Origin of the sequence: Roseivivax lentus (genome assembly GCF_900156805.1) — a bacterium.
Lineage (GTDB): Bacteria > Pseudomonadota > Alphaproteobacteria > Rhodobacterales > Rhodobacteraceae > Roseivivax > Roseivivax lentus.
In genome coordinates, this window is sequence record NZ_FTOQ01000002.1 from 144265 (window position 1) to 164324 (window position 20060).

The window sequence follows — 20060 nt, forward strand, 5'->3', positions numbered from 1 at the left end:
CCGGGGAGGGCTGCACATGGATACGGTCGGATTCGCACGCCACGATCACGACGTCTGCATCGAGACCGGCCTTGCCGCCGTCGAGGCGCAATGCGCCGAGGCCGGGCTGCAGCTGACGCCCGTGCGGCGGCGGGTCCTCGAGATCCTGATGCAGCGGCACGCGGCGATGGGGGCTTATGACATCCTCGACATCCTGCGCGAGGAAGGGCTCGGCGCGCAGCCGCCAGTGGCCTATCGCGCGCTCGATTTCCTGACCACGCATGGCTTCGTCCACCGGATCGAGCGGCTCAATGCCTTCGTCGCTTGTACCCATCCCGGCGCGCGGCACGCGCCAACCTTCCTCATCTGCCGGAGCTGTTCGGCGGTGGCCGAGGCCTGCGCCGCCCCGCCCGTCGCGGAGATCCGCAGCGCCGCCGCGGAGCTGGGCTTCGCGATCGAGAAGGTGGCGATCGAGGCCGAGGGGCTGTGTCCGGCCTGCCGGACCGGAGTGGCCCCATGCGCCTGATCGCGGCAAGGGGACTGGGCGTCCGGCTGGGCGCGCTGCAGGTGCTGACCGGCGTCGATCTGCATGTCGATGCGGGCGAGATCGTCACCATCGTCGGGCCGAACGGATCGGGCAAGTCGACGCTTCTGCGCAGCCTGATCGGCGCGTTGCGCCCCGATACCGGCGCGGTCGTGCGGGCGGGCGGGCTGCGCATCGGCTACGTGCCGCAGAAGCTTGCCATCGACCACACCCTGCCGCTGACCGTCGGGCGGTTCCTGAACCTGCCCAAGCGGGTCAGCCGCGCGGTCGCGGATCGGGCGCTGGAGCGGGCGGGGGCGGGCGCGCTCTGGGACCGGGCCATGGCGGATCTCTCCGGCGGGCAATTCCAGCGGATCCTGCTGGCCCGGGCGCTCCTGAATGCGCCGCAGCTGCTTATCCTCGACGAGCCGACGCAGGGGCTCGACCAGCCGGGATCGGCGGCGTTCTACCGGCTGATCGAGGATGTGCGCGACACGCTGGGCTGCGGCGTGCTGATGGTCAGCCATGAGCTGCACGTGGTGATGTCGGCCTCGGACCGGGTCGTGTGCCTGAACGGGCATGTCTGCTGCCACGGCACGCCCGAGACCGTCGCCAATTCCGCCGAATACCGCGCGCTCTTCGGCACCGGGACCGCCGGGGCGCTGGCGCTTTACCGCCACGAACACGCCCATAGCCACGATCATGCCTGCGGGCATGACCACGCGCGCGAGAGCGCATGAGCCTTCTCGACGATTTCATCGTGCGCGCGGCGCTGGGCGGCGTCGGCGTGGCGCTGGCGGCCGCGCCGCTCGGCTCTTTCGTGGTGTGGCGGCGCATGGCCTTCTTCGGCGATGCCACCGCCCATGCGGCGATCCTCGGCGTGGCGCTGTCGCTGGCGTTGTCGCTGCCGATCACCGTGGGCGCGATGGGCGTGGCGCTCCTGATGGCGCTGGCGGTGAGCGGGCTGTCGGACCGGCGCGTGGCGCTCGATACCGGGCTCGGGGTGATGGCGCATGCCTCGCTTGCGGTGGGCCTTGTCGCGGTCAGTTTCGTCGAGGGCGTGCGGATCGACCTGTCGGCCTATCTCTTCGGCGACATCCTCGCGGTCAGCAAGGCCGATATCGCGGTGATCTGGGGCGGCGGCGCGCTGGTGGTGGCGGGGCTGGCCTGGCGCTGGCAATCGCTGCTGACCGCGACCCTGTCCGAGGACCTGGCGCAGGCCAGCGGCATCGACCCGCGCCGCGAGCGGCTGCTTCTGACCGTCGGGCTGGCGGTGGTGGTCGCGGTCGCGATCAAGGTGGTGGGGGTTCTGTTGATCGTGGCGATGCTGCTGATCCCGCCCGCCGCGGCCCGGCCCTTTTCGCGCACCCCGGAGGCGATGGCGCTGATCGCCGCCGGCATCGGGGCGGCCTCGGCGCTGGCGGGGCTCTGGGGCGCTTTCGTCTTCGATGCGCCGGCGGGGCCCGCCATCGTGACGGCGGCGGCGCTGGCCTTCCTGCTGTCCACGCTGAAACGGGTCTGAGCGCCCGGACCCGAGGGGCGCGGTCGCGCCGGGGGCGGTGATCGGTCTCTGATCGGTCCGTGACCGCGTCGTGATCGGGAGGAGAGTGGTGGGCGACCCTGGAATCGAACCAGGCGTGGGTCTCCCCGGCGGATTTACAGTCCGCTGCCGCACCTTGCAGCGCGTCGCCCCAAGCCGGGCGCGCCCGGCAAGTGAGGGGTCGAATACAAGCGGGTCATTTGCCCGTCAACCGGAAAATCCCTTGCATGCGCGGCGCCGCTCGGTCACGGAAACGGCGGTCAAGGAAAGGCATGCGAGATGGCGAAGAAGCCCCGCTGGGTGGTCGAGAAAGAGCAGGGCCGCAAGGCCGAGGCGGCGCAGACGGTCTGGCTGTTCGGCCTGCATGCGGTGCGCGACGCGCTGGAAAACCCCCGGCGCGAGAAGCTGCGCCTGATCGTGACGCCGAACGCCGCTGAAAAGCTGGCCGGTGCGATCGAGGCGGGGGGGCTTGCGCCCGAAATGAGCGATCCGCGCAAATTCGCGGCCCCGCTCGATCCCGGCTCGGTGCACCAGGGCGCCGCGCTCGAGGTCAAACCGCTCGATTGGGGGCGGCTCGACGAGGTGGCGCAGGGCGATGGTGACAGGCCGCCGCGCGTCGTGCTGCTGGACCGGGTGACCGATCCGCATAACGTGGGCGCGATCCTGCGCTCGGCCGAGGTGTTCGGCGCCCGCGCGGTGATCGGCACCAAGCACCATTCGGCCCCGGAGACCGGCGCGCTGGCCAAGACCGCCTCGGGCGCGCTGGAGCGGCAGCCCTATCTGCGCGAGGTCAACCTGTCGCGCAGCATCGCGGCCCTGCAGGATATGGGATACGTCGTGCTGGGCCTCGACGGCGAGGCGGAGACCACGCTGGAGGACGCGCTGGCGGAGGCCGGATCGCGGGCGGTGGCGCTGGTTCTGGGGGCCGAGGGGCCGGGGTTGCGCCCCAAGACCAAGGAGAGCTGCGACGCGCTGGTGCGGATCGATTTCGCGGGCGGGTTCGGATCGCTGAACGTCTCGAACGCCGCCGCCGTGGCGCTTTATGCGGCGCGGGTGCGCTAGATCGGCTTCGATCGCCGGCAGCGTCTGTCATCACGGCATCCAGGCGTTGAATGGCGCACCAAAGGCGCTGTCTCGAGGCAGCTTGCGACCGCCCCCGCCCGGCGCCTTCCCGCGCCAACTTATCGCAGGTGCGCCGACATCGAGTGGCACACCTTCGGCGGGACGGGCCGGCGCTGCGTCCCGGCCGGTGCGACGCTCCTTCCGTGCGGCGGCCATCAAAGCAATCAAGCGCTGCCGTTCGACAATCGCCGCGCCATCCTGCGGACAGGCGTATCCGAGGTTGGTGCGGAGGGGGCCGAGACCCGAAAGTCTCAGGGGATCAGCTCGAACCGGGTCACATCGACCATGCCGCGATCGGTGATCTTCAGCGCCGGGATCACCGGCAGGGCGAGGAAGGCCAGTTGCAGGAAGGGCTCGTTCAGAGTCACGCCCAGGCCTTTTGCCGCAGCGCGCAGCGCTTCCAGATCGGCGCGGACCTCTTCGAAGGGCGCGGGGCTCATCAGGCCCGCGACGGGGAGTGCCAGCTCGGCCAGCACCTTGCCGTCGCGGACGACGCAGAAGCCGCCCTCGATCTCCGAAAGGCGGGTCGCGGCGCGCGCCATGTCGGCGTAATCGACACCGACGCAGGCGATGTTGTGGTGATCGTGGCAGACGGTCGAGGCGATGGCCCCGGCTTTGAGGCCGAAGCCGCGCACGAAGCCCGTGGCGATATTGCCGTTCTTGCCGTGCCGCTCGATCACCGCGATGCGGGCGAGGTCGCGGGCGGGATCGGGGCGCTTGTCGCCGTCCTCTGGGGGCACGTCCTCGGTCAGGTGATCGGTCAGGATCTGGCCTTCGCGGATGCCGATGACCGGCGTCTCGGCGCGGTTGCCGGGGGCGCGGAAGCTTTCGGGCGCGAGCGTCGGTGCATGGACCGAGTGGCGGCCCACCGGAGGGATCGTGTCGCGCGCCGCGAAGGCCGCGTCGTCGACCACCACGCCGCCTGCGATGACCATCTCGGCGCGGCACTCCGCGAGGTCGGGCAGCGCCACGATATCGGCGCGCAGGCCCGGCGCGATGAGTCCGCGATCCTTCAGCCCGAAGGCCTCCGCCGCCGACAGCGATGCCGCGCGATAGGCCGCGAGCGGCGGCACCCCGAGGCCGATGAGCGTGCGGATCATGTGATCGAGATGCCCTTCCTCGCCGATATCGAGCGGGTTCCGGTCATCGGTGCAGAGGCACATATAGGGGGCCGTGCGTTCGGTCAGCAGGGGAGCCAGCGCGTGCAGATCCTTCGAGACCGAGCCTTCGCGGATGAGGACGCGCATGCCCTTCTGCAGTTTCTCGCGCGCCTCCTCGGGGCTCGTCGCCTCATGCTCGGTGCGGATGCCGGCGGCGATATAGGCGTTGAGATCCTTGCCCGAGAGCAGCGGGCAATGTCCGTCCACATGCCCGCCCTCGAAGAGCCGCAGCTTCGCCATGGCCTGCGGGTCGCGGTGGATCACGCCCGGGTAATTCATGAATTCCGCAAGCCCGATGCCCGAAGCGTGGTGCATCAGCGGTTCGAGATCGGCGGCGGTCAGCTCCGCACCCGCGGTCTCCATATTGGTCGAGGGCACGCAGGAGGACAGCTGCACGCGCAGATCCATCAGGAGGTGCTGCGCGGCTTTCTGGAAATAGCGGATGCCCTCTGCGCCGATGACATTGGCGATCTCGTGCGGGTCGCAGATCGCGGTGGTGATGCCGAGCGGGGTCACGCAGCGGTCGAACTCGAAGGGTGTCACGAGGGAGGATTCGACGTGCAGATGCGTGTCGATGAAGCCCGGCACGAGGGTGAGGCCGGTCACGTCGATGACGTTGGTGGCGTCGTATTCGGCGCAGGTGCCGACGATGCGGTCGCCTTTGATCGCCACGTCGCCTTCAAGACGCTCGCCGGTGATGAGGTCGAGAATCTGCGCGCCGCGCAAGACGATGTCGGCGGGCTGGTCACCGCGCGCAGCGGCGATACGGGTGGCGAGGTCGGACATGGGTGGGGCCTTTGGGTTGCGCTTGAGAAGAAGTGTGGCGGGGATTGGCCGCGATGGCGAGGGGCCGCGTTGATTTCGCCCAAATGGACAGTCGAGCACAGAGCCAAAGCGCGGAAACAAGGCTGCTTGCAGCCGCCGCGCCAGCGCCTGCCCGTCCCCGCGGGCTGGCGCTTTGGAGCCTTCAGTGCTGCCGTTCCTTCTGCGGAGGAACGTGACATTCATAAAGCGCCTGCGCTCGTCCGGTGCAGCCCCATCCTCCGGTGCAGGCGCGTCGACGTTGCGTTGCCGGGGAGGTCTCTCCGCTCATTCTGTGCAGAGCCCTCCGCCGGGCAGGCGTGGGAGGTCTCGCATCCGGCTCCGGGCACAGGCGGCGCTTGGCGCGGTCAGACTTCGGCCATCCCCGCCGCCCGCCCCAGTACGACAGCCGCCAAAAGCCCATTCCCCGACAGATACCCGGAATCCCCTGACCCGGAGACTCCGCAGGCCGCGCCACCCGCCGCGAAGAGGTTCGGGAAGGGCGCACCATCGGTGCCGATCACGCGGCCCGTGCCGTCCGTCTCGAGCCCGCCTTGGGTGTGAAAGAGCGCGCCCGTGACGCGCACGCCGCAAAACGGCGCTTCGAGCCGCTGGCCGGACCAGGCGCGCCCGAAGGCGTCCTCGCCCTCCGGCGGGATCGCGGCAATCGTTTCCGCCAGCGCATCGGCGGGAAGCCCCAGCGCCTCGGCCAGACCGTCCAGCGTGTCGGCGGTCTTCACCGCGCCCTGCGCCTCGGCACTGCGGAAATCCTCGAATTGCCGGGCGATCCCGGCGATGCGGGCGTCGAATATCGAGAACGCCACGCCGCCGGGCTGGGCGAGCACGGCACGGGCGGCCTCGGAATAGCCCTGCGCCTCGTTCCAGAACCGCCGACCGACGCGGTTCACCTGCACGCCGCCTTCGCCGATCACCGCCCAGGTGATGAGGATGCCGTGCGGATGCGCGACGTTGCCGTGGCCCTGATAGGCCGAGAGGTGCCGCGTCGCCGCGCCGAGGGCCGTGCCCCAATCCACCGCCTCGCCGCGATTGCCGTCATGGCCGAACCAGACCGCGCTGTCGATGTCGGGCATATGCTCGGTCACCATCGCGCGGTTGCCGCCGAAACCGTTGCAGGCGAGGATCAGCTTGGCGCAGCCGACGGTTTCGGTGCCGCCGTCGGGGCGGGTGAGGGTGACGCCGGTGATGCGGCGGCCCCTATGGTGCAGCACCGTCGCGCGGCGCTCGCAGATCACCATGATCTCCTGCGCCTCGACCGTGGCGCGCAGCCGGTCGATCAGCTCGCGTCCCGCCCGCGACGGCAGGCCGTGCATCCGGCGGCGGGAATGGCCGGGATAGTCGAAATCCGTGACGACCGAGAAGGGCAGATCAAAGCGCGCCGCCAGCCAATCGATCGCCGGTGCGGACCCTTCCGCGAGCGCCTGCACCAGCGCCGGATCGTTCTCGTTCTTTGCCTTCTTCTGGATATCAGTGGCGAAGCGCGCCGGGTCGTCCTCCATCCCCGCCGCGCGTTGGAACGACGTCCCCGCCGCCGGAATGAGCCCCGCCGAGAGCGCGGTGGAGCCCTGCGGCACCGGGTCGGCCTCGACCACCAGCACCTCCTGGCCCGCCTCGTGGGCGGCAAGCGCCGCGACCATGCCGCAGGCCCCGCCACCCACGATCAGGGTCTCGACCTCGAGATCGAAGGCGTTGGGCGAGGGCGCCACCTCAGCCATCCTTGCCCTCCCAGCGCGCCCCTTCGGCAAGCATCTCGTCGGTGCCGATCACCGCGTTCAGCCCGTTGAAATCGAACATGTTCCCGGCGAAGGGCCGGTTCGAGCCATGGGCCGCGAGGCTCGCGTAATAGGCTTGCGCGGTCTTGGCGAGCGCGCGCACGATGCCGCCCGGGAAGATGGCGATGGAAAAGCCCAGGCTTTCCAGATCCGAAGCTGCGGAGATCGGCGTGGCCCCCCCTTCGACCATGTTCGCCAGAAGCGGGATGCGGTTGCCGAATGTCGCGGTGATCCGCTGCATTTCCTCGAGCGAGCGCGGCGCCTCGATGAAGAGCGCATCGGCTCCGGCCTCGATATAGGCCTCGGCGCGCTCGAAGGCCGCGTCGATGCCGTCCACCGCGATGGCGTCGGTGCGGGCGATGATGAGCGTCTCGTCCGAGGCGCGGGTGTCGGCCATGGCGGCGATCTTGCCCGCCATTTCGGTCTTGGAAATCAGCGACTTGTCCTTCAGGTGCCCGCAGCGCTTCGGATAGCTCTGATCCTCGACCTGCAAGGCCGCGGCCCCGGCGCGTTCATACATCCGCATGGTGCGCTGGGCGTTGAGCGCGTTGCCGAAGCCGTTATCGGCGTCGATGATCACCGGCAGCGCCACCCGGTCGGCGATCAGCGCCATCGTGTCGGTCATCTCGGACGCGGTCGAGAGCCCGATATCCGGACGGCCAAGCCGGGTATAGGCCACCGCCGCGCCGGAGAGATACAGCGCCTCGAACCCGGCCTCGGCGGCGAGCGATGCGGTCAGGCCGTCATAAACCCCGGGGGCGGTCAGGATTTTCGAGGATTGCAGGCGGGTGCGCAGGCTCATCGGGCGTCTCCGATCATGGCGATGGCCTCGGCGCAGGTCATCTGCGTGCCGAGCGAGGAGAGGGAAAGGAGCGTCGCGTCATGCACCTCGGGCTTGAAGGCGGCGCAGCCGTCTTTCAGCAGCACGGTGTCGATGTTGCGCAGATGCGCGTCCCTGAGCGTCGAGGCGACGCCGCCATTGGTGACGATGCCGCCGAGGATGATCGTGTCGAGTCCGAGCGCGCGCATGATGTATTCGAGGCGCGTCTGGTAGAAGGCGGAATAGGCGACCTTCTCGACGGTGTAATCGGCGGGGGCCAGCGCATCGACCAGCTGGTGGCCCCATGCGCCGGGCGCGAAATCGCCCTTGCCGAGGAAGGGGCGCAAGGCCTTCAGGTGCGGCGCGATCAGGGGCTCGCCGCCGGGGACCGGGACCAGCGTGAACTGCGCCGAGATATGGGTGCCGCCCGCCGCGCGCAGGGCGTCGCGCAGGGGCGCGATGCGTGCGGGCAGGGCGGCGATGGCCTCCGAGCTTTGGCCCGCGCGGCCGTAGGCGCCGTCGGGATGCAGGAAGTCGTTCTGCAGGTCGATGGTCAGAAGTGCCGTGCGTTTCGGATCGAAGGGATGGTCCATGGCTCAACCTTCCTTGCGGGTGATGATCGTGTTGCCGAAGCGGTCGACCTCGCCGGCAAGGCCCGGCTCGATCAGCACGGTGGTATCCGCCTGTTCGAGGATCGCGGGGCCGGGGATCACCGCGCCCACGGGCAGGGCGAGCCGATCATAGATCGCCGTCTCGTGCCATTCGGTGCCGAAATGCACCTGCCGGTGGCCCTTCAGGGAAGCGGCCATGTCGCCGCCGTCGGGCGCGAGCGTGGTCAGGTCGAATTTCGGCCGCTTGCCGATCACCGCCGAGCGCAGGTTCATCACGCGCCGCGTACCGGTCTTGAGCAGACGCCCGTAAGCGGTGTGATAGGCGCTATCGAAGGCCGCGGCGATGGCCTCGCGGGTGGGGGGCGTGACCTTGCCATCCTCGACCGTGACCGGGATCGGCACGGCGACGGTATGGGTCTGGCCGACATAGGCCATGTCGAGTTCGAACACCGTCTCGCGCGCGTCGAACGCCGTGGCGGAGGCGTCGAGCATGGCCGTGCCCTGATCCACATGGGCCTGCATGAAGCGCCCGAGCGCCGCTGTGTCGAGCGTCTCGACCGTGGCATTGATCGTCTGCACGAAATCCTGCCGCATGTCGGCGATCACGCAGCCGAGCGCCGAGGTCACGCCGGGATAGCGCGGCACGATGGCCCGCCCGATGCCCACATCGGCCAGCATCGCGCCCGTATGCAGCGCGCCGCCGCCGCCGAAGGGCATGAAGGCGAAGCGCTTGGGATCGAAGCCGCGCTCGATGGAGACGAGGCGGATGGCGCCCGCCATGCGCGAATTGGCGACGCGCAGGATGGCCTCGGCGGCCTCGGTGGTCGACAGGCCCAAGGGCGCGCCCACATGCTCGTCGATGGCGCGGCCCGCTGCCTCCACGTCGAGGCGGGTGAGCTTGCCGCCGATGGGATTGTCCGGGTCGATCCGGCCAAGGACCACGTTGGCGTCGGTCACGGTGGGGCGAGTGTTGCCCTGCCCGTAGGCCACGGGGCCGGGGGTGGAACCAGCGCTTTCCGGGCCGATGTTCAGAAGGCCCCCCTTGTCGACCCAGGCGATCGAGCCGCCGCCCGCGCCGATCGTGGTGATCTCGATCATCGGCGTGCGCACGACCATGCCGAAATCGATGGAGGTCTCGGGCGCCAGCATCGACTGCCCGCCCGCGATCAGCGACACGTCGAAGGAGGTGCCGCCCATATCGCCGGTGATGACGTCCGGGAATCCCGCCTCGGTCGCGATGTAGCCCGCGGCGATCACGCCCGCGGCAGGGCCCGACAGCGCGGTGCGGATCGGCAGCTCACAGGCGGTCTCGATGCCCATGACGCCGCCGTTCGACTGCACGATCATGAATTCCGACCCGAAGCCGCCGTCGCGCAGCGCATTGTCGAGCCGGTGCAGGTAGCCCGAGACCTCGGGTTGCAGATAGGCGTTGAGGGCGGTGGTGGAGAAACGTTCGAATTCGCGGATCTCCGGCAGGATTTCCGAGGATGCCGAAACATGCGGGTTCGGCCAGAGCGCGCGCACGGCCGCGACGGCCTTCGCCTCGTTGTCGCGGTTGGCATAGGCATTGGCGAAGAGCACGGCGACGGCTTCACAGCCGGCATCAAGTAGCTGCTGCGCCGCCCGGCGCACCGCGTCGAGATCGACGGGCGTGCGGATCAAGCCGTCCGCGAGCGTGCGTTCGGGCACTTCCAGGCGCAGCTCGCGCGGCACGACGGGTTCGAAATCCCCGCGCAGGCCCCAGGTGCGGGGCCGGTCGCGGCGGCGCATTTCCAGCACGTCGCGCAGGCCTTCGGTGGTGATGATGCCGATCCGCGCCCCTTTGCGTTCCAGAAGCGCGTTGGTGCCGGCGGTCGTGCCGTGGATCACCACCGAGACGGTCGAGAGGTCCGCGACCTCGCGCCCGATGCCGTCGAGAAAGCCGCCCGACTGGTCGGGCCGCGTCGTGGGCACCTTGGCGACGGAGGCCTTGCCGGTCGCCTCGTCGAGAACGAAGACGTCGGTGAAGGTGCCGCCCACATCGACGCCGATCATGCGCTTGCCGCTCATGCCTGCGCCTCCTGCCATGCGGGGCCGTAAAGCGCGGTCGCCTTGTCCTCGGAGAGAAAGCCCTGCGCCACGTCGCGCGCGACCTCGGCCGCCGGGCGCTGCGCGGCGGGGCCGTAGCCGCCGCCGCCGGGTGTGTCGAGCCGCACCGACTGGCCCTGTTTCAGTTGAATGCCGCGCATCTTCGAGACCATGGGCGGGTGTGCCCAGCCCGCGTCGGTCTCGTAGGCGAAGCGGTTCGTCGCGCCGTCGCCGCCGCCGGCGACGCCCTTCGGGGGGAAGCTGCCGCGCTCTCCGAAGAGGAACGCCTCGGCGCCGTTTTCCTCGAGCACCTCGATCTCGTAGGTGGCGCCGAGCCCGCCGCGATGCATCCCCGGCCCGGCGCTGTCGGGGCGCAGGGCCCATTGCCTGAACATGACCGGGTAGGCGGCTTCGAGGATCTCCATCGGCGGGATGGTGGCGGTGGAAATGGGTGCGTTGCCGTGATTGAGCCCGTCGCTTTCGATGCTGGCCCCGTGCCCGCCGCCATAGAACGAGAACATCACCCATTGCTGGCCGTTCTTCTTCCGCCCGGCGATGGAAAGGGCGTTGATCGTGCCATAGGCATTGGCGACGACGCGTTCCGGCGCGGCCTGCGCCGCAGCCGAGAAGATCACGTCGATCATCCGCATGATGGTCTCGGTATAGCCGCCGACGGGCGCGGGAAAGTCCGCCGCGAGAAGCGAGCCTTCGGGGATCTTCACCTCGATGGGGCGCATCACGCCGGCATTGGCGGGCAGCGCCGGGAATATGTGCTTGATCGCCACGTAGGCGGTGGCGACGGCGGTGGGCAGCGCGATGTTCACCGGCCCTTGGCAGCGATCCGCGGTGCCCGCGAAATCGAGGGTCATGCGGTCGCCGCGGATCTCGAGCGCCACGCGGATCTTCAGCGGCTCGGGCGAGATGCCGTCATTGTCGAGGAAATCCTCCGCCTCCCAGCGGCCATCGGGCAGCTCGCGCAGTTCCGCGCGCATCAGCGTCTCGGCGCGTTCGGAGAGCGCGGTGAGCGCCGCATCGACGACCGGGCCGCCATATTCGTCCAGCAGCTCGTCCATCCGCTTCTGGCCGAGATCCAGCGCACCGAGCTGGCCGTTGAGATCGCCTTCGGCCGATTGCGGCAGGCGGGTGTTGCGCATGAGGATGTCGATGACGTCCTGGTTGATCTCACCCGCGCGGGCCAGACGTACGGGCGGCAGGATGAACGCCTCCTGAAAGGCGTCCTTGGCGGCGGGGTTGTAATTGCCCGGCGCGCCGCCGCCCAGATCGTGCCAATGGCCGACCGAGGCCAGCCAGCAGAACAGTTTCCCGTCGCGGAAATAGGGCCGCACGAGCCGCATGTCGTTCAGGTGCGTGCCGCCCATATGCGCGTCGTTGAAGATGTAGATGTCGCCGTCGCGCAGATCGTGGCCGTCGCGCGCCACCTTTTCGATCACCGCCTTCACCGCGAAGGACATGACGCCCACGAAGATCGGCAGGCCGGACTTGCCCTGCACCAGCGTGTCGCCGGTTTCGGCATGGTAAAGCCCGTGGCTGGCGTCATGCGCCTCGGCGATGATCGGGTTGAAGGCCGAGCGGAAGAGCGTCGCGTCCATCTCGTCGGCGATCTGCTCCATCCGGCCCGCCAGCACGGCGAGGGTGATCGGGTCGATCTCGGTCGTGTCGCTCATGGTCGCACCTCCGCGATGTCGTTCCAGACGTCCTGCCGGGTGATCCGGCCCTCGGTGATCTCGAACCGGTCGATGAAGCGGATGCCTTCGAAGGGCGTCCCGTCCGGCCATGCGCCCGACAGCGTGCCGCGGGCATAGACCACCGCGGGGCCGGGCGTCGGGGCGAGATCGAAGCCCTCGTAGGTTTTGCGTACAAACCGGTAGCGCGGCGCGGACCAGTCGATCAGTTCCTGCAAGCTGGTCATCGGGCCCGAGCCGGGAAAGACCATGGTGAAGCCCTCTCCGAGAAAGCCCGCAGCCGCATCGACGTCGCGGGCTTCCATCGCGGCCAGGTAATCGCGCACGATCCGGCAGGGGTCGGGCAGGGCGGGAGCGCCCGTTCGCTGCCTGCGGCCTCGCATATACTGGCTGGTCGCACGTTCGTGGATCATCACGGTGACCGCGTCGGGCGGGGCGGGCATGACGACGCGCACCGCATCGGTCAGCCCCTCGGCCAGCCGCCGCTTGGCGTCGTCGTCATAGCCTTCGAGCACGTGCAATTCGAGAATCGGCACCGGTCGCTCCCTGCGATATGTATTTTTTATAGGACAGGATTATGAGCGGCGAGGGTACAAATCAAGAAATTATTTGCATACAAATTTCTTGCTTTTTGACCTCGGGTGGGTACGGTCGGCGGGAATCGAGGAGTGCCGATGCGCGACGACGTGCGATCCAGTCTTCCGGAAGGTGGCAAGGCCCGCAGGGTCTATCTGCTGCTGCGGGACGACATCACCTCGGGGGTTCACGAGGTGGGCGCATTGCTGCCGGGCGAGCAGCGCCTGACCGATCTTTACGGTGTCAGCCGGGTGACGATCCGCCGGGCGCTCGAGGCGCTGGAGGCGGACGGCCTCGTCGAACGCCGCGCGGGCAGCGGCACGAAGGTGCTGGGCGGCGCGGCCTCGGGCGCGATGGGCGCGGACGTCACCTCGCTCATTCCGCAGATCGTCGAGATGGGCCGCCATTCGGCGCGGCTGCTGGCGTTTTCCTACGGGCCCGCCCCCGATCCGGTGGCGCGGGCGATGCGGATGGCGCCGGGTGCGCGGATGCAGACCGCGGTGCGCGTACGGATGGCGGACGGCCAGCCGTTCTCGCATCTGACGACCCATGTGCCCGAAGACATCGCCGCGAATTATTCCGAGGCGGATCTCGCCAATACGCCGCTTTACCAGTTGCTCGAACGCTCGGGTGTGCGGGTCGAGACGGCGCATCAGACGGTCAGCGCCACGCTGGCCGCGCCGGACGTGGCCGAGGCGCTGGGCATCTCCACCGGATCGGCGCTGCTCTGGCTGCGGCGCGTGGTGCGCGATGCGGGCGGGCGCGGGGTGGAATACCTTTCGGCGCTTTACCGGCCCGACCGGTTCCAGCTCGAGATGGACCTCACCCGCGTGGGCGAGGGGCCGGGGCGTCACTGGGAGCCGGTGGTCGGCGATCACGGCGAGGGGGCGGGCTGATGCGGACGCTGCTCGACAAGCTGTGGGCCGCGCATGAGATCACGCGCAACGCCGACGGGGCCTCGCTTCTCTGGGTGGACCGGCACCTCGTGCATGAAGGCTCGCACCACGCCTTCGCCAAGCTGGCGGAGCGGGGCATGCAGGTGGCCGAGCCGGGCCTGACCTTCGGGGTGGCGGATCACTACGCGCCGACCCGGCACCGCGACCATGTGGACGATCCCGACATCGCCAAGATGCTGGACCGGCTGGAGAAAAACACCGCCGCCCACGGCGTGCAGTTTTTCGGGCTCAACGATCCGCGGCAGGGTATCGTGCATGTGCTGGGCCCCGAGCAGGGGCTGACGCTGCCGGGGCTGCTGATCAATTGCGGCGACAGCCACACCTCGACCCACGGGGCCTTCGGCGCGCTTGCCTTCGGGATCGGGGCCACGCAGGTCGCGCACGTTCTGGCCACGCAGACGATCTGGCAGGCCAAGCCCAAGGCGATGCGGATCACCGTGGAGGGCACGCTGCCCGCGGGCGTCACCGCCAAGGACATCGCGCTCCACTGGATCGCCAAGCTCGGCACGTCGGGGGCCACGGGGCACGCGGTGGAATATGCCGGCCCCGTCATCGAGGCGCTGTCGATGGAAGGGCGCATGACGCTTTGCAACCTGTCGATCGAGGGTGGCGCGCGCTTCGGGATGATCGCACCCGATGCGACGACCTTCGCCTACCTCAAGGGCCGCCCCTTCGCGCCCGAGGGGGCCGATTGGGACGCCGCGCTGGCCGATTGGGCGGATCTCAAGAGCGACGCGGGCGCGCAGTTCGACCGGGAGGCGCGCTTCGATGCGGCCGAGATCGCGCCCACGGTGACCTGGGGCACCACGCCGGAACAGGCGGTGCCCATCACCGGACGCGTGCCGGACCCCGCCACGCTGACCGGGGCCGAGGCCGAGGCGGTGCAGTCCGCCCTCGATTACATGGGGCTGACGCCCGGGCAGAAGCTCGACGGCACGCGGGTCGATCAGGTCTTCCTCGGTTCCTGCACCAATGCGCGGATCGAGGATCTGCGCGCCGCCGCCGCCGTGCTCAAGGGCCGCCATGCGAAGGTGCCGGGCGTGGTGAGCCCGGGCTCCATGCTGGTGCGGGCGCAGGCAGAGCGCGAGGGGCTCGATGCGGTCTTCACCGAGGCGGGGCTCGACTGGGTCGCCTCGGGCTGCTCGATGTGCGTAGGCATGAACGGCGACATCGTCGCGGCGGGCAAGCGCTGCGCTTCGTCGACCAACCGCAATTTCCGCGGACGGCAGGGCAAGGGCGCGCGCACGCACCTGATGTCGCCCGTCATGGTCGCCGCTGCCGCAATCACCGGCACCCTGACCGATGCGCGGCCCCTGATGGAGGGCCGGATCTGATGGCGGGCTGGACGACGCATGAGGGCATGGCCGTCGCGCTGCCGCGGGCGGATATCGACACCGACCAGCTGATCCCGGCGCGGTTCATGTCCGCGAGCCGGTCCGAAGGCTACGGCCAATACCTGATGCGCGATCTGCGCGAGGGCGATGGGGATTTCCCGCTCGACCGGCATCCGGAGGCGAGCATGCTCATCGCGGGGCCCAATTTCGGCTGCGGCTCGTCGCGGGAAGCGGCTGTCTATGCGCTGGTCGATGCGGGCATCCGCGTCGTGATCGCCGAGAGCTTCGCCGACATCTTCGCGGGCAACGCGGTCAATAACGGCCTGCTGCCCGCGCGCGTGGCCGACACCCCCGAGATCCTCGCGGCGATGGGCGACGGCACGGCGCAGGTCACGGTCGATCTGGAGGCGGCGGAGCTGCGCGTGAACGGCAAGGCCCATGCCTTCGATCTGCCGCGGCTCTGGGCCGAGAAGCTCATCAACGGGTGGGACGATATCGACCTGACCCGCGCGCATCTGGACACCATCGCGGCCTTCCGCGCCGCACGACAAGAGAGACATCCCTGGGCCTGGCCCCGGACGACGTGACCCTGCGGCCTCTTTGGGGAGGGTCGCCAAAGACAAGAGCCGGGCCAACCGGTCATATGGACACAAGAAGGACCCGCGACCGGCAACCCGGCGCATCTGACCCCGCGACCGGAAAACCGGCGCATCTGACCCCGCGACCGGAAAGCCGGCGCATCTGACCCCGCGACCGGAAAACCGGCGCATCTGACCCCGCGACCGGAAAACCGGCGCATCTGACAAGGAGAGACGACATGAAGATGACCCTGATGGGCGGCGCGCTGGCCTCGACGCTGGTGCTGGCCGCGGCGGCGCAAGCGCAGGAACAGACGATCACCGCGGTGCACGCCTTCCCCGAGACGCTGATCTACACGCAGAGCTTCCTCGATTTCGTGGAGAAGGTGAACGCGGCGGGCGAAGGCGTCATCCAGATCGACGTGCGCGGCGGACCCGAGGCCATCGGCATGTTCCAGCAGCCCGACGCGGTGCGCAACGGCGTGGTCGACATGGTCTATACGCCGGGCTCGTTCTATGCGGGCGCACTGCCCGAGAAGGACGCGCTTGTCGCCTCCAACCTCACGGCGATCGAGACCCGCGAGAATGGCGGCACCGCGCTGATCGACGAGATCCATCAGGAAAAGATGGGTGTGAAATATCTCGGCTGGTTCGATTCGGGAGTCTGCTACAACCTCTGGACCCGCGACGCGCCGACGCTCGACGAAGGCGGCAATCTCGACGTGTCGGGCCTGAAGCTGCGCGGCAACGCCGTCTACAACGCCTTCTTCACCGATTATCTGGGCGCGCAGGTGATCGACCTGCCCACGACGGATGTCTATTCGGCGCTGGAGCGTGGCGTGGTGGATGCGACCGGCTGGACGCAGATCGGCCTCATCGACCTCAAGTGGAACGAGTTCCTGAACTACCGGATCGAGCCCTGTTTCTTCTCGACCGATCTCGGCGTGATCGTGAACCTAGAGACTTGGGAGGGCCTGTCGGACGAGGCCAAGACCATCCTGCAGGATCAGGCCATCGCGCATGAGGCGGCGTCGGTCGAGGCGCTGAAAGCCAAGCGCGACGCGGATTTCGCCGCGCTCGACGAGCAGGGCATGCAGGTCGTCGAGCTGGAAGGGCAGGCGCGGGCCGATTACCTTGCTGCCGCGCGCGAGAAGACCTGGGCGCGCATGGAAGAGCAGATGCAGCAGCATCCCATGGGCCTCGAGAATTACGACACCCTGATCGGGCTCTTCTACGATCTCGAAAAGGCTGGCGAATAAGACCGGTTCGGGGTCGCCTTCGGGCGGCCCCGCCATTTGCGGAGGCACGGGGCAGATATGCGGCACATCACACGGGCCTATGACGCGTTCCTGACGCTGATGGCGATTATCGCGGGGGCCATGCTGATCTGGCTGATGGTGTCGGTCGTGGTGTCCGTCACCATGCGCAATCTCGGCCTGCAGCCCTATGCGTGGCTCTTCACCTCGTCGGAATACGCGCTTCTCTACATGACGATGCTGGGCGCGCCCTGGCTGGTGCGCGAGAAGGGCCATGTGCATATCGAGCTGCTGACGGCGGCCCTGCCCGAGACGATGCAGGCGCTGGTCAGCCGGCTCGTCGCCGCGCTTTGCGTGCTCGTGTCGGTGATCCTGGCCTGGAAGGGGCTAGAGCTGTTCCTGACCAATATCGAACGCAACGATTTCGACGTGCGGGCCTATTTCACGCCGAAATGGATCCTGACGATCTCGTTCCCGATCTCCTTTGCGCTGATGGCGGTGGAGTTCGCGCGCTTCGTCTTCGGGCCGGAGCTTCTGCATTCCGGCGAAGCGGGGGTCAGCGAATAATGGAATGGTATGCGGCCCTCGGCCTTCTCTTGGGCACGATCATGCTGCTCATGGGCATCGGCATGCCCGTGGCGCTGGCCTTTCTCGCGGCCAATATCGTCGGCGCCTGGATCTTCATGGGCGGCGAGGCGGGCATCACCCAGCTTCTGAACAATGGCTTCGGATCGCTCACGAGCTTCGCGCTGGTTCCCATCCCGCTGTTCCTGCTGATGGGCGAGATCTTCTTCTTCACCGGGCTCGGTGCGCGGATGTTCAATGCGATCGACAAGCTGCTGGGCCGTCTGCCGGGGCGGCTGGCCTATGTCACCGTGATCGGCGGCACCGGCTTTTCGACGCTGTCGGGCTCGTCCATGGGATCGACCGCGCTGCTGGGCAGCCTGATGGTGCCCGAGATGAACGCGCGGGGATACAAGACGCACATGTCGGTGGGCCCGATCCTCGGCACGGGCGGGCTTGCGATCATCATCCCGCCCTCGGCGCTGGCGGTGCTCTTGGCGACGCTGGCGCAGATCGACGTGGGCGCGCTGCTGATCGCGGGCATCATCCCGGGGCTGATCCTCGCCTGCCTCTATATCGGGCTCATCTGGGTGCAGACGCGAATGGACCCGTCCGCCGCGCCCGCCTACGAGGTCGAGGAGCTGGGCCTCGGCGAGAAGCTGAAGCTGATCCTGCGCGACGTGGTGCCGATGCTGTCGGTGATGGTGCTGACGATCTTCGGGATGATCGGCGGGCTTTTCACCCCCTCCGAGGCGGCGGCGTTCGGCGCGCTGGGCGTCCTGATCCTCGCGGTGATCTATCGCGGGCTGACCTGGGACAGCATGAAGAAATCCATCGTCGGCGCGCTGAAGGTCACGCTGATGGCCTATCTCATCGTCTTCGGCTCGGCCACGTTCAGTCAGCTTCTGGCCTTCTCGGGCGCCTCGCGCGGGTTGATCGACTGGGCCACGGGGTACGAGCTGGCTCCCATCGCCATGCTTCTGGTGATGTTCGGGGTGCTCCTGGTGCTCGGCATGTTCATGGAGCAGATCTCGATGATGCTCCTGACGGTGCCGATCTTCTTTCCGCTGGCGGCAAGCCTCGGCTTCGATCCGGTCTGGTTCGGGCTCATCATGCTCCTGGCGCTGGAGATCAGCTTCACCACGCCGCCTTTCGGGCTCTTACTTTTCGTGATGAAGGGGGTCGCCCCGCCGCAGACCACCATGCGCGAGATCTATACCGCGGCGATGCCGTTCATCGGCTGTTCGCTGCTGCTCGTGGCGCTGTTGATCCTCTTTCCCGGCCTGGCGCTCTGGCTGCCCGGCCGGTGAGGCCGCGCTCGCGCCGCTTCGGGGCCACACCGCGCGCGCGCCGCCGCAGAGACCGCTCGCGCCCACGCGCAGACATGCTATCGCTTGGGCAGAACGGCCGATCGGGCGGCCGCAGGTCTGGGAGGATGTCATGCTGAAGGTTGGATTGCTCGGCGCGGGCCGGATCGGGCAGGTGCATGCGGTGAACATCGCGAACAATCCGCGGTCGCGCCTCGTCGCGGTCTCGGACGTTCACGCGCCCGCGGCGGATGCGCTGGCCGCGACTTACGGGATCGAGGCGCGCGCCGCGGACGACATCCTCGGCGATCCGGCCATCGATGCGGTGCTGATCGCCACCTCGACCGACACCCATTCCGACCTGATCGAGGCCGCGACCGCGGCGGGCAAGGCGGTTCTGTGCGAAAAACCGGTGGACTTGTCGCTGGCCCGCGCCGAGGCCTGCCTGGCCAAGGTCCGGCAGACCGACAGGCCGGTGATGATCGGCTTCAACCGGCGCTTCGATCCGCATTTCGCCGCGCTCAAGGCGGCGAGCCTCGCGGGCGAGATCGGCAAGTCCGAATTGCTGTCCCTGACCTCGTTCGACCCGGCGCCGCCGCCGGTGGCCTATATCAAGGTTTCGGGCGGGCTGTTCCGGGACATGATGATCCACGATTTCGACATGGCGAATTTCCTGATGGGAGCGCGGCCCGCGACGGTCCGCGCCGTCGGCAGCGCGATCGTCGACCCCGAGATCGGCGCGGCGGGCGACGTGGACACCGCGGTCGCGACCCTGACCTATGCGGATGGCCGCATCGCGGTCATCAAGAACAGCCGCCGCGCGGCCTATGGCTACGACCAGCGGATCGAACTGCTGGGCTCCAAAGGGCTGCTGCAGGCCAACAACATGCTCGAGAACAACGTGGTGAAATCCACGGCGGCGGGGGTCGTGTCGGCCAAGCCGACCTACTTCTTCCTCGAGCGCTACATTCCGGCCTATGTCGCCGAATGGGAGGCCTTCGTCGCCGCGATGATCGACGGCACGCCGATGCCGGTCACGCTGGAAGACGGCATCTCCGCACTCGCCATCGCCGAGGCGGCGACGCACTCCGCCAAGACCGGCGAGGCGGTGGAATTGCCGAGTTGACGGGCCGCGTGGGCGCGGCGCGCCGCCTTGCGGTTGAAGATCTGCGCCACGCGCGAGCGTCGTGGTCGACATCTTAAAGCGAGATACAGCGGATTTCTTGCGTACTCGCGGGTGCTCCAGCCTCGGTTTCGTACCGTATTCGAGTAACCGACGGGGATGCGCCTGACGGAACCATCGGGGTCAAGTATTCCAGTGAAAAACGCGTCTTCCGGAAGCGCAGGTCTCGCACGAAACGCAAGAAGCGTTG

18 protein-coding genes and 1 tRNA gene are annotated in these 20060 nt (G+C 68.5%); 11 read left to right on the forward strand and 8 right to left on the reverse strand.

Translation table 11 applies throughout. The features are described 5' to 3' along the window. Positions 1-16 precede the first annotated feature (16 nt). The 3 genes from BW990_RS04240 to BW990_RS04250 are packed head-to-tail and all read left to right on the forward strand — an operon-like array spanning position 17 to position 2024. Entirely contained in the window at positions 17-505 is a 489-nt protein-coding gene (locus tag BW990_RS04240; RefSeq protein ID WP_076445389.1) for a Fur family transcriptional regulator, read from the forward strand. After that, positions 496-1242, forward strand: coding sequence for an ATP-binding cassette domain-containing protein (locus BW990_RS04245; protein ID WP_076445392.1), 747 nt, complete (start codon positions 496-498; stop codon positions 1240-1242). Before BW990_RS04240 ends, BW990_RS04245 begins: the two co-directional genes overlap by 10 nt. Further along, on the forward strand, positions 1239-2024 hold the full coding sequence (locus tag BW990_RS04250) for a metal ABC transporter permease (RefSeq protein WP_076445394.1): 786 nt from the start codon (positions 1239-1241) through the stop codon (positions 2022-2024). The genes BW990_RS04245 and BW990_RS04250 overlap by 4 nt, the downstream gene beginning before the upstream one ends. An 86-nt stretch (positions 2025-2110) precedes the next feature. Here BW990_RS04250 and BW990_RS21750 read toward each other — a convergent pair. Beyond that, positions 2111-2194 (reverse strand) — tRNA-Tyr (locus BW990_RS21750). Positions 2195-2321: 127 nt separating this feature from the next. On the opposite strand from BW990_RS21750, the gene rlmB reads away from it, so the two are divergent. Continuing rightward, a complete protein-coding gene (gene rlmB / locus BW990_RS04255) occupies positions 2322-3104 on the forward strand; it encodes a 23S rRNA (guanosine(2251)-2'-O)-methyltransferase RlmB (protein ID WP_076445397.1) in 783 nt (260 codons plus the stop codon). A 311-nt stretch (positions 3105-3415) separates the two neighbouring features. Here rlmB and ade read toward each other — a convergent pair whose 3' ends face one another. The 7 genes from ade to BW990_RS04290 all read right to left on the reverse strand — a co-directional run bounded on the left by ade (position 3416) and on the right by BW990_RS04290 (position 12652). Next, the gene (gene ade, locus BW990_RS04260) at positions 3416-5110 is read right to left on the reverse strand and encodes an adenine deaminase (protein ID WP_076445399.1); all 1695 of its coding nucleotides are present in this window, start codon (positions 5108-5110) and stop codon (positions 3416-3418) included. A 383-nt stretch (positions 5111-5493) separates the two neighbouring features. Next, the gene (locus tag BW990_RS04265) at positions 5494-6858 is read right to left on the reverse strand and encodes an FAD-dependent oxidoreductase (protein ID WP_076445400.1); all 1365 of its coding nucleotides are present in this window, start codon (positions 6856-6858) and stop codon (positions 5494-5496) included. Beyond that, positions 6851-7717, reverse strand: coding sequence for an isocitrate lyase/PEP mutase family protein (locus BW990_RS04270; protein WP_076445401.1), 867 nt, complete (start codon positions 7715-7717; stop codon positions 6851-6853). The genes BW990_RS04265 and BW990_RS04270 overlap by 8 nt, the downstream gene beginning before the upstream one ends. After that, positions 7714-8328, reverse strand: a complete 615-nt coding sequence (locus BW990_RS04275) for a cysteine hydrolase family protein (protein WP_076445403.1) — start codon at positions 8326-8328, stop codon at positions 7714-7716. Before BW990_RS04275 ends, BW990_RS04270 begins: the two co-directional genes overlap by 4 nt. Before the next feature lie 3 nt (positions 8329-8331). Further along, positions 8332-10395, reverse strand: coding sequence for a hydantoinase/oxoprolinase family protein (locus tag BW990_RS04280; RefSeq protein ID WP_076445405.1), 2064 nt, complete (start codon positions 10393-10395; stop codon positions 8332-8334). Beyond that, positions 10392-12098 (reverse strand): hydantoinase B/oxoprolinase family protein, encoded by a 1707-nt coding sequence (locus BW990_RS04285; protein ID WP_076445409.1) that lies wholly within the window; start codon positions 12096-12098, stop codon positions 10392-10394. The genes BW990_RS04280 and BW990_RS04285 overlap by 4 nt, the downstream gene beginning before the upstream one ends. Beyond that, on the reverse strand, positions 12095-12652 hold the full coding sequence (locus BW990_RS04290; RefSeq protein WP_076445411.1) for a tautomerase family protein: 558 nt from the start codon (positions 12650-12652) through the stop codon (positions 12095-12097). The genes BW990_RS04285 and BW990_RS04290 overlap by 4 nt, the downstream gene beginning before the upstream one ends. Before the next feature lie 138 nt (positions 12653-12790). On the opposite strand from BW990_RS04290, the gene BW990_RS04295 reads away from it, so the two are divergent. From BW990_RS04295 to iolG, 7 genes are all read left to right on the forward strand, one after another. Continuing rightward, entirely contained in the window at positions 12791-13588 is a 798-nt protein-coding gene (locus tag BW990_RS04295; protein WP_076445412.1) for a GntR family transcriptional regulator, read from the forward strand. Further along, positions 13588-14982 (forward strand): 3-isopropylmalate dehydratase large subunit, encoded by a 1395-nt coding sequence (gene leuC, locus BW990_RS04300; protein ID WP_076445413.1) that lies wholly within the window; start codon positions 13588-13590, stop codon positions 14980-14982. Before BW990_RS04295 ends, leuC begins: the two co-directional genes overlap by 1 nt. Beyond that, positions 14982-15569 carry a 3-isopropylmalate dehydratase small subunit gene (gene leuD / locus BW990_RS04305; protein WP_076445414.1) on the forward strand — a complete coding sequence of 196 codons (588 nt, stop codon included), beginning with the start codon at positions 14982-14984 and terminating at the stop codon, positions 15567-15569. The genes leuC and leuD overlap by 1 nt, the downstream gene beginning before the upstream one ends. 230 nt (positions 15570-15799) lie before the next feature. Beyond that, positions 15800-16819, forward strand: a complete 1020-nt coding sequence (gene dctP, locus BW990_RS04310) for a TRAP transporter substrate-binding protein DctP (RefSeq protein WP_076445415.1) — start codon at positions 15800-15802, stop codon at positions 16817-16819. A gap of 57 nt (positions 16820-16876) precedes the next feature. Further along, positions 16877-17383, forward strand: coding sequence for a TRAP transporter small permease (locus tag BW990_RS04315; RefSeq protein WP_076445416.1), 507 nt, complete (start codon positions 16877-16879; stop codon positions 17381-17383). Next, complete coding sequence (locus BW990_RS04320; protein WP_076445418.1) at positions 17383-18690, forward strand: TRAP transporter large permease; 1308 nt, start codon at positions 17383-17385, stop codon at positions 18688-18690. The genes BW990_RS04315 and BW990_RS04320 overlap by 1 nt, the downstream gene beginning before the upstream one ends. A 130-nt stretch (positions 18691-18820) precedes the next feature. Beyond that, positions 18821-19813 (forward strand): inositol 2-dehydrogenase, encoded by a 993-nt coding sequence (gene iolG, locus BW990_RS04325; protein ID WP_076445419.1) that lies wholly within the window; start codon positions 18821-18823, stop codon positions 19811-19813. Positions 19814-20060 lie beyond the last annotated feature (247 nt).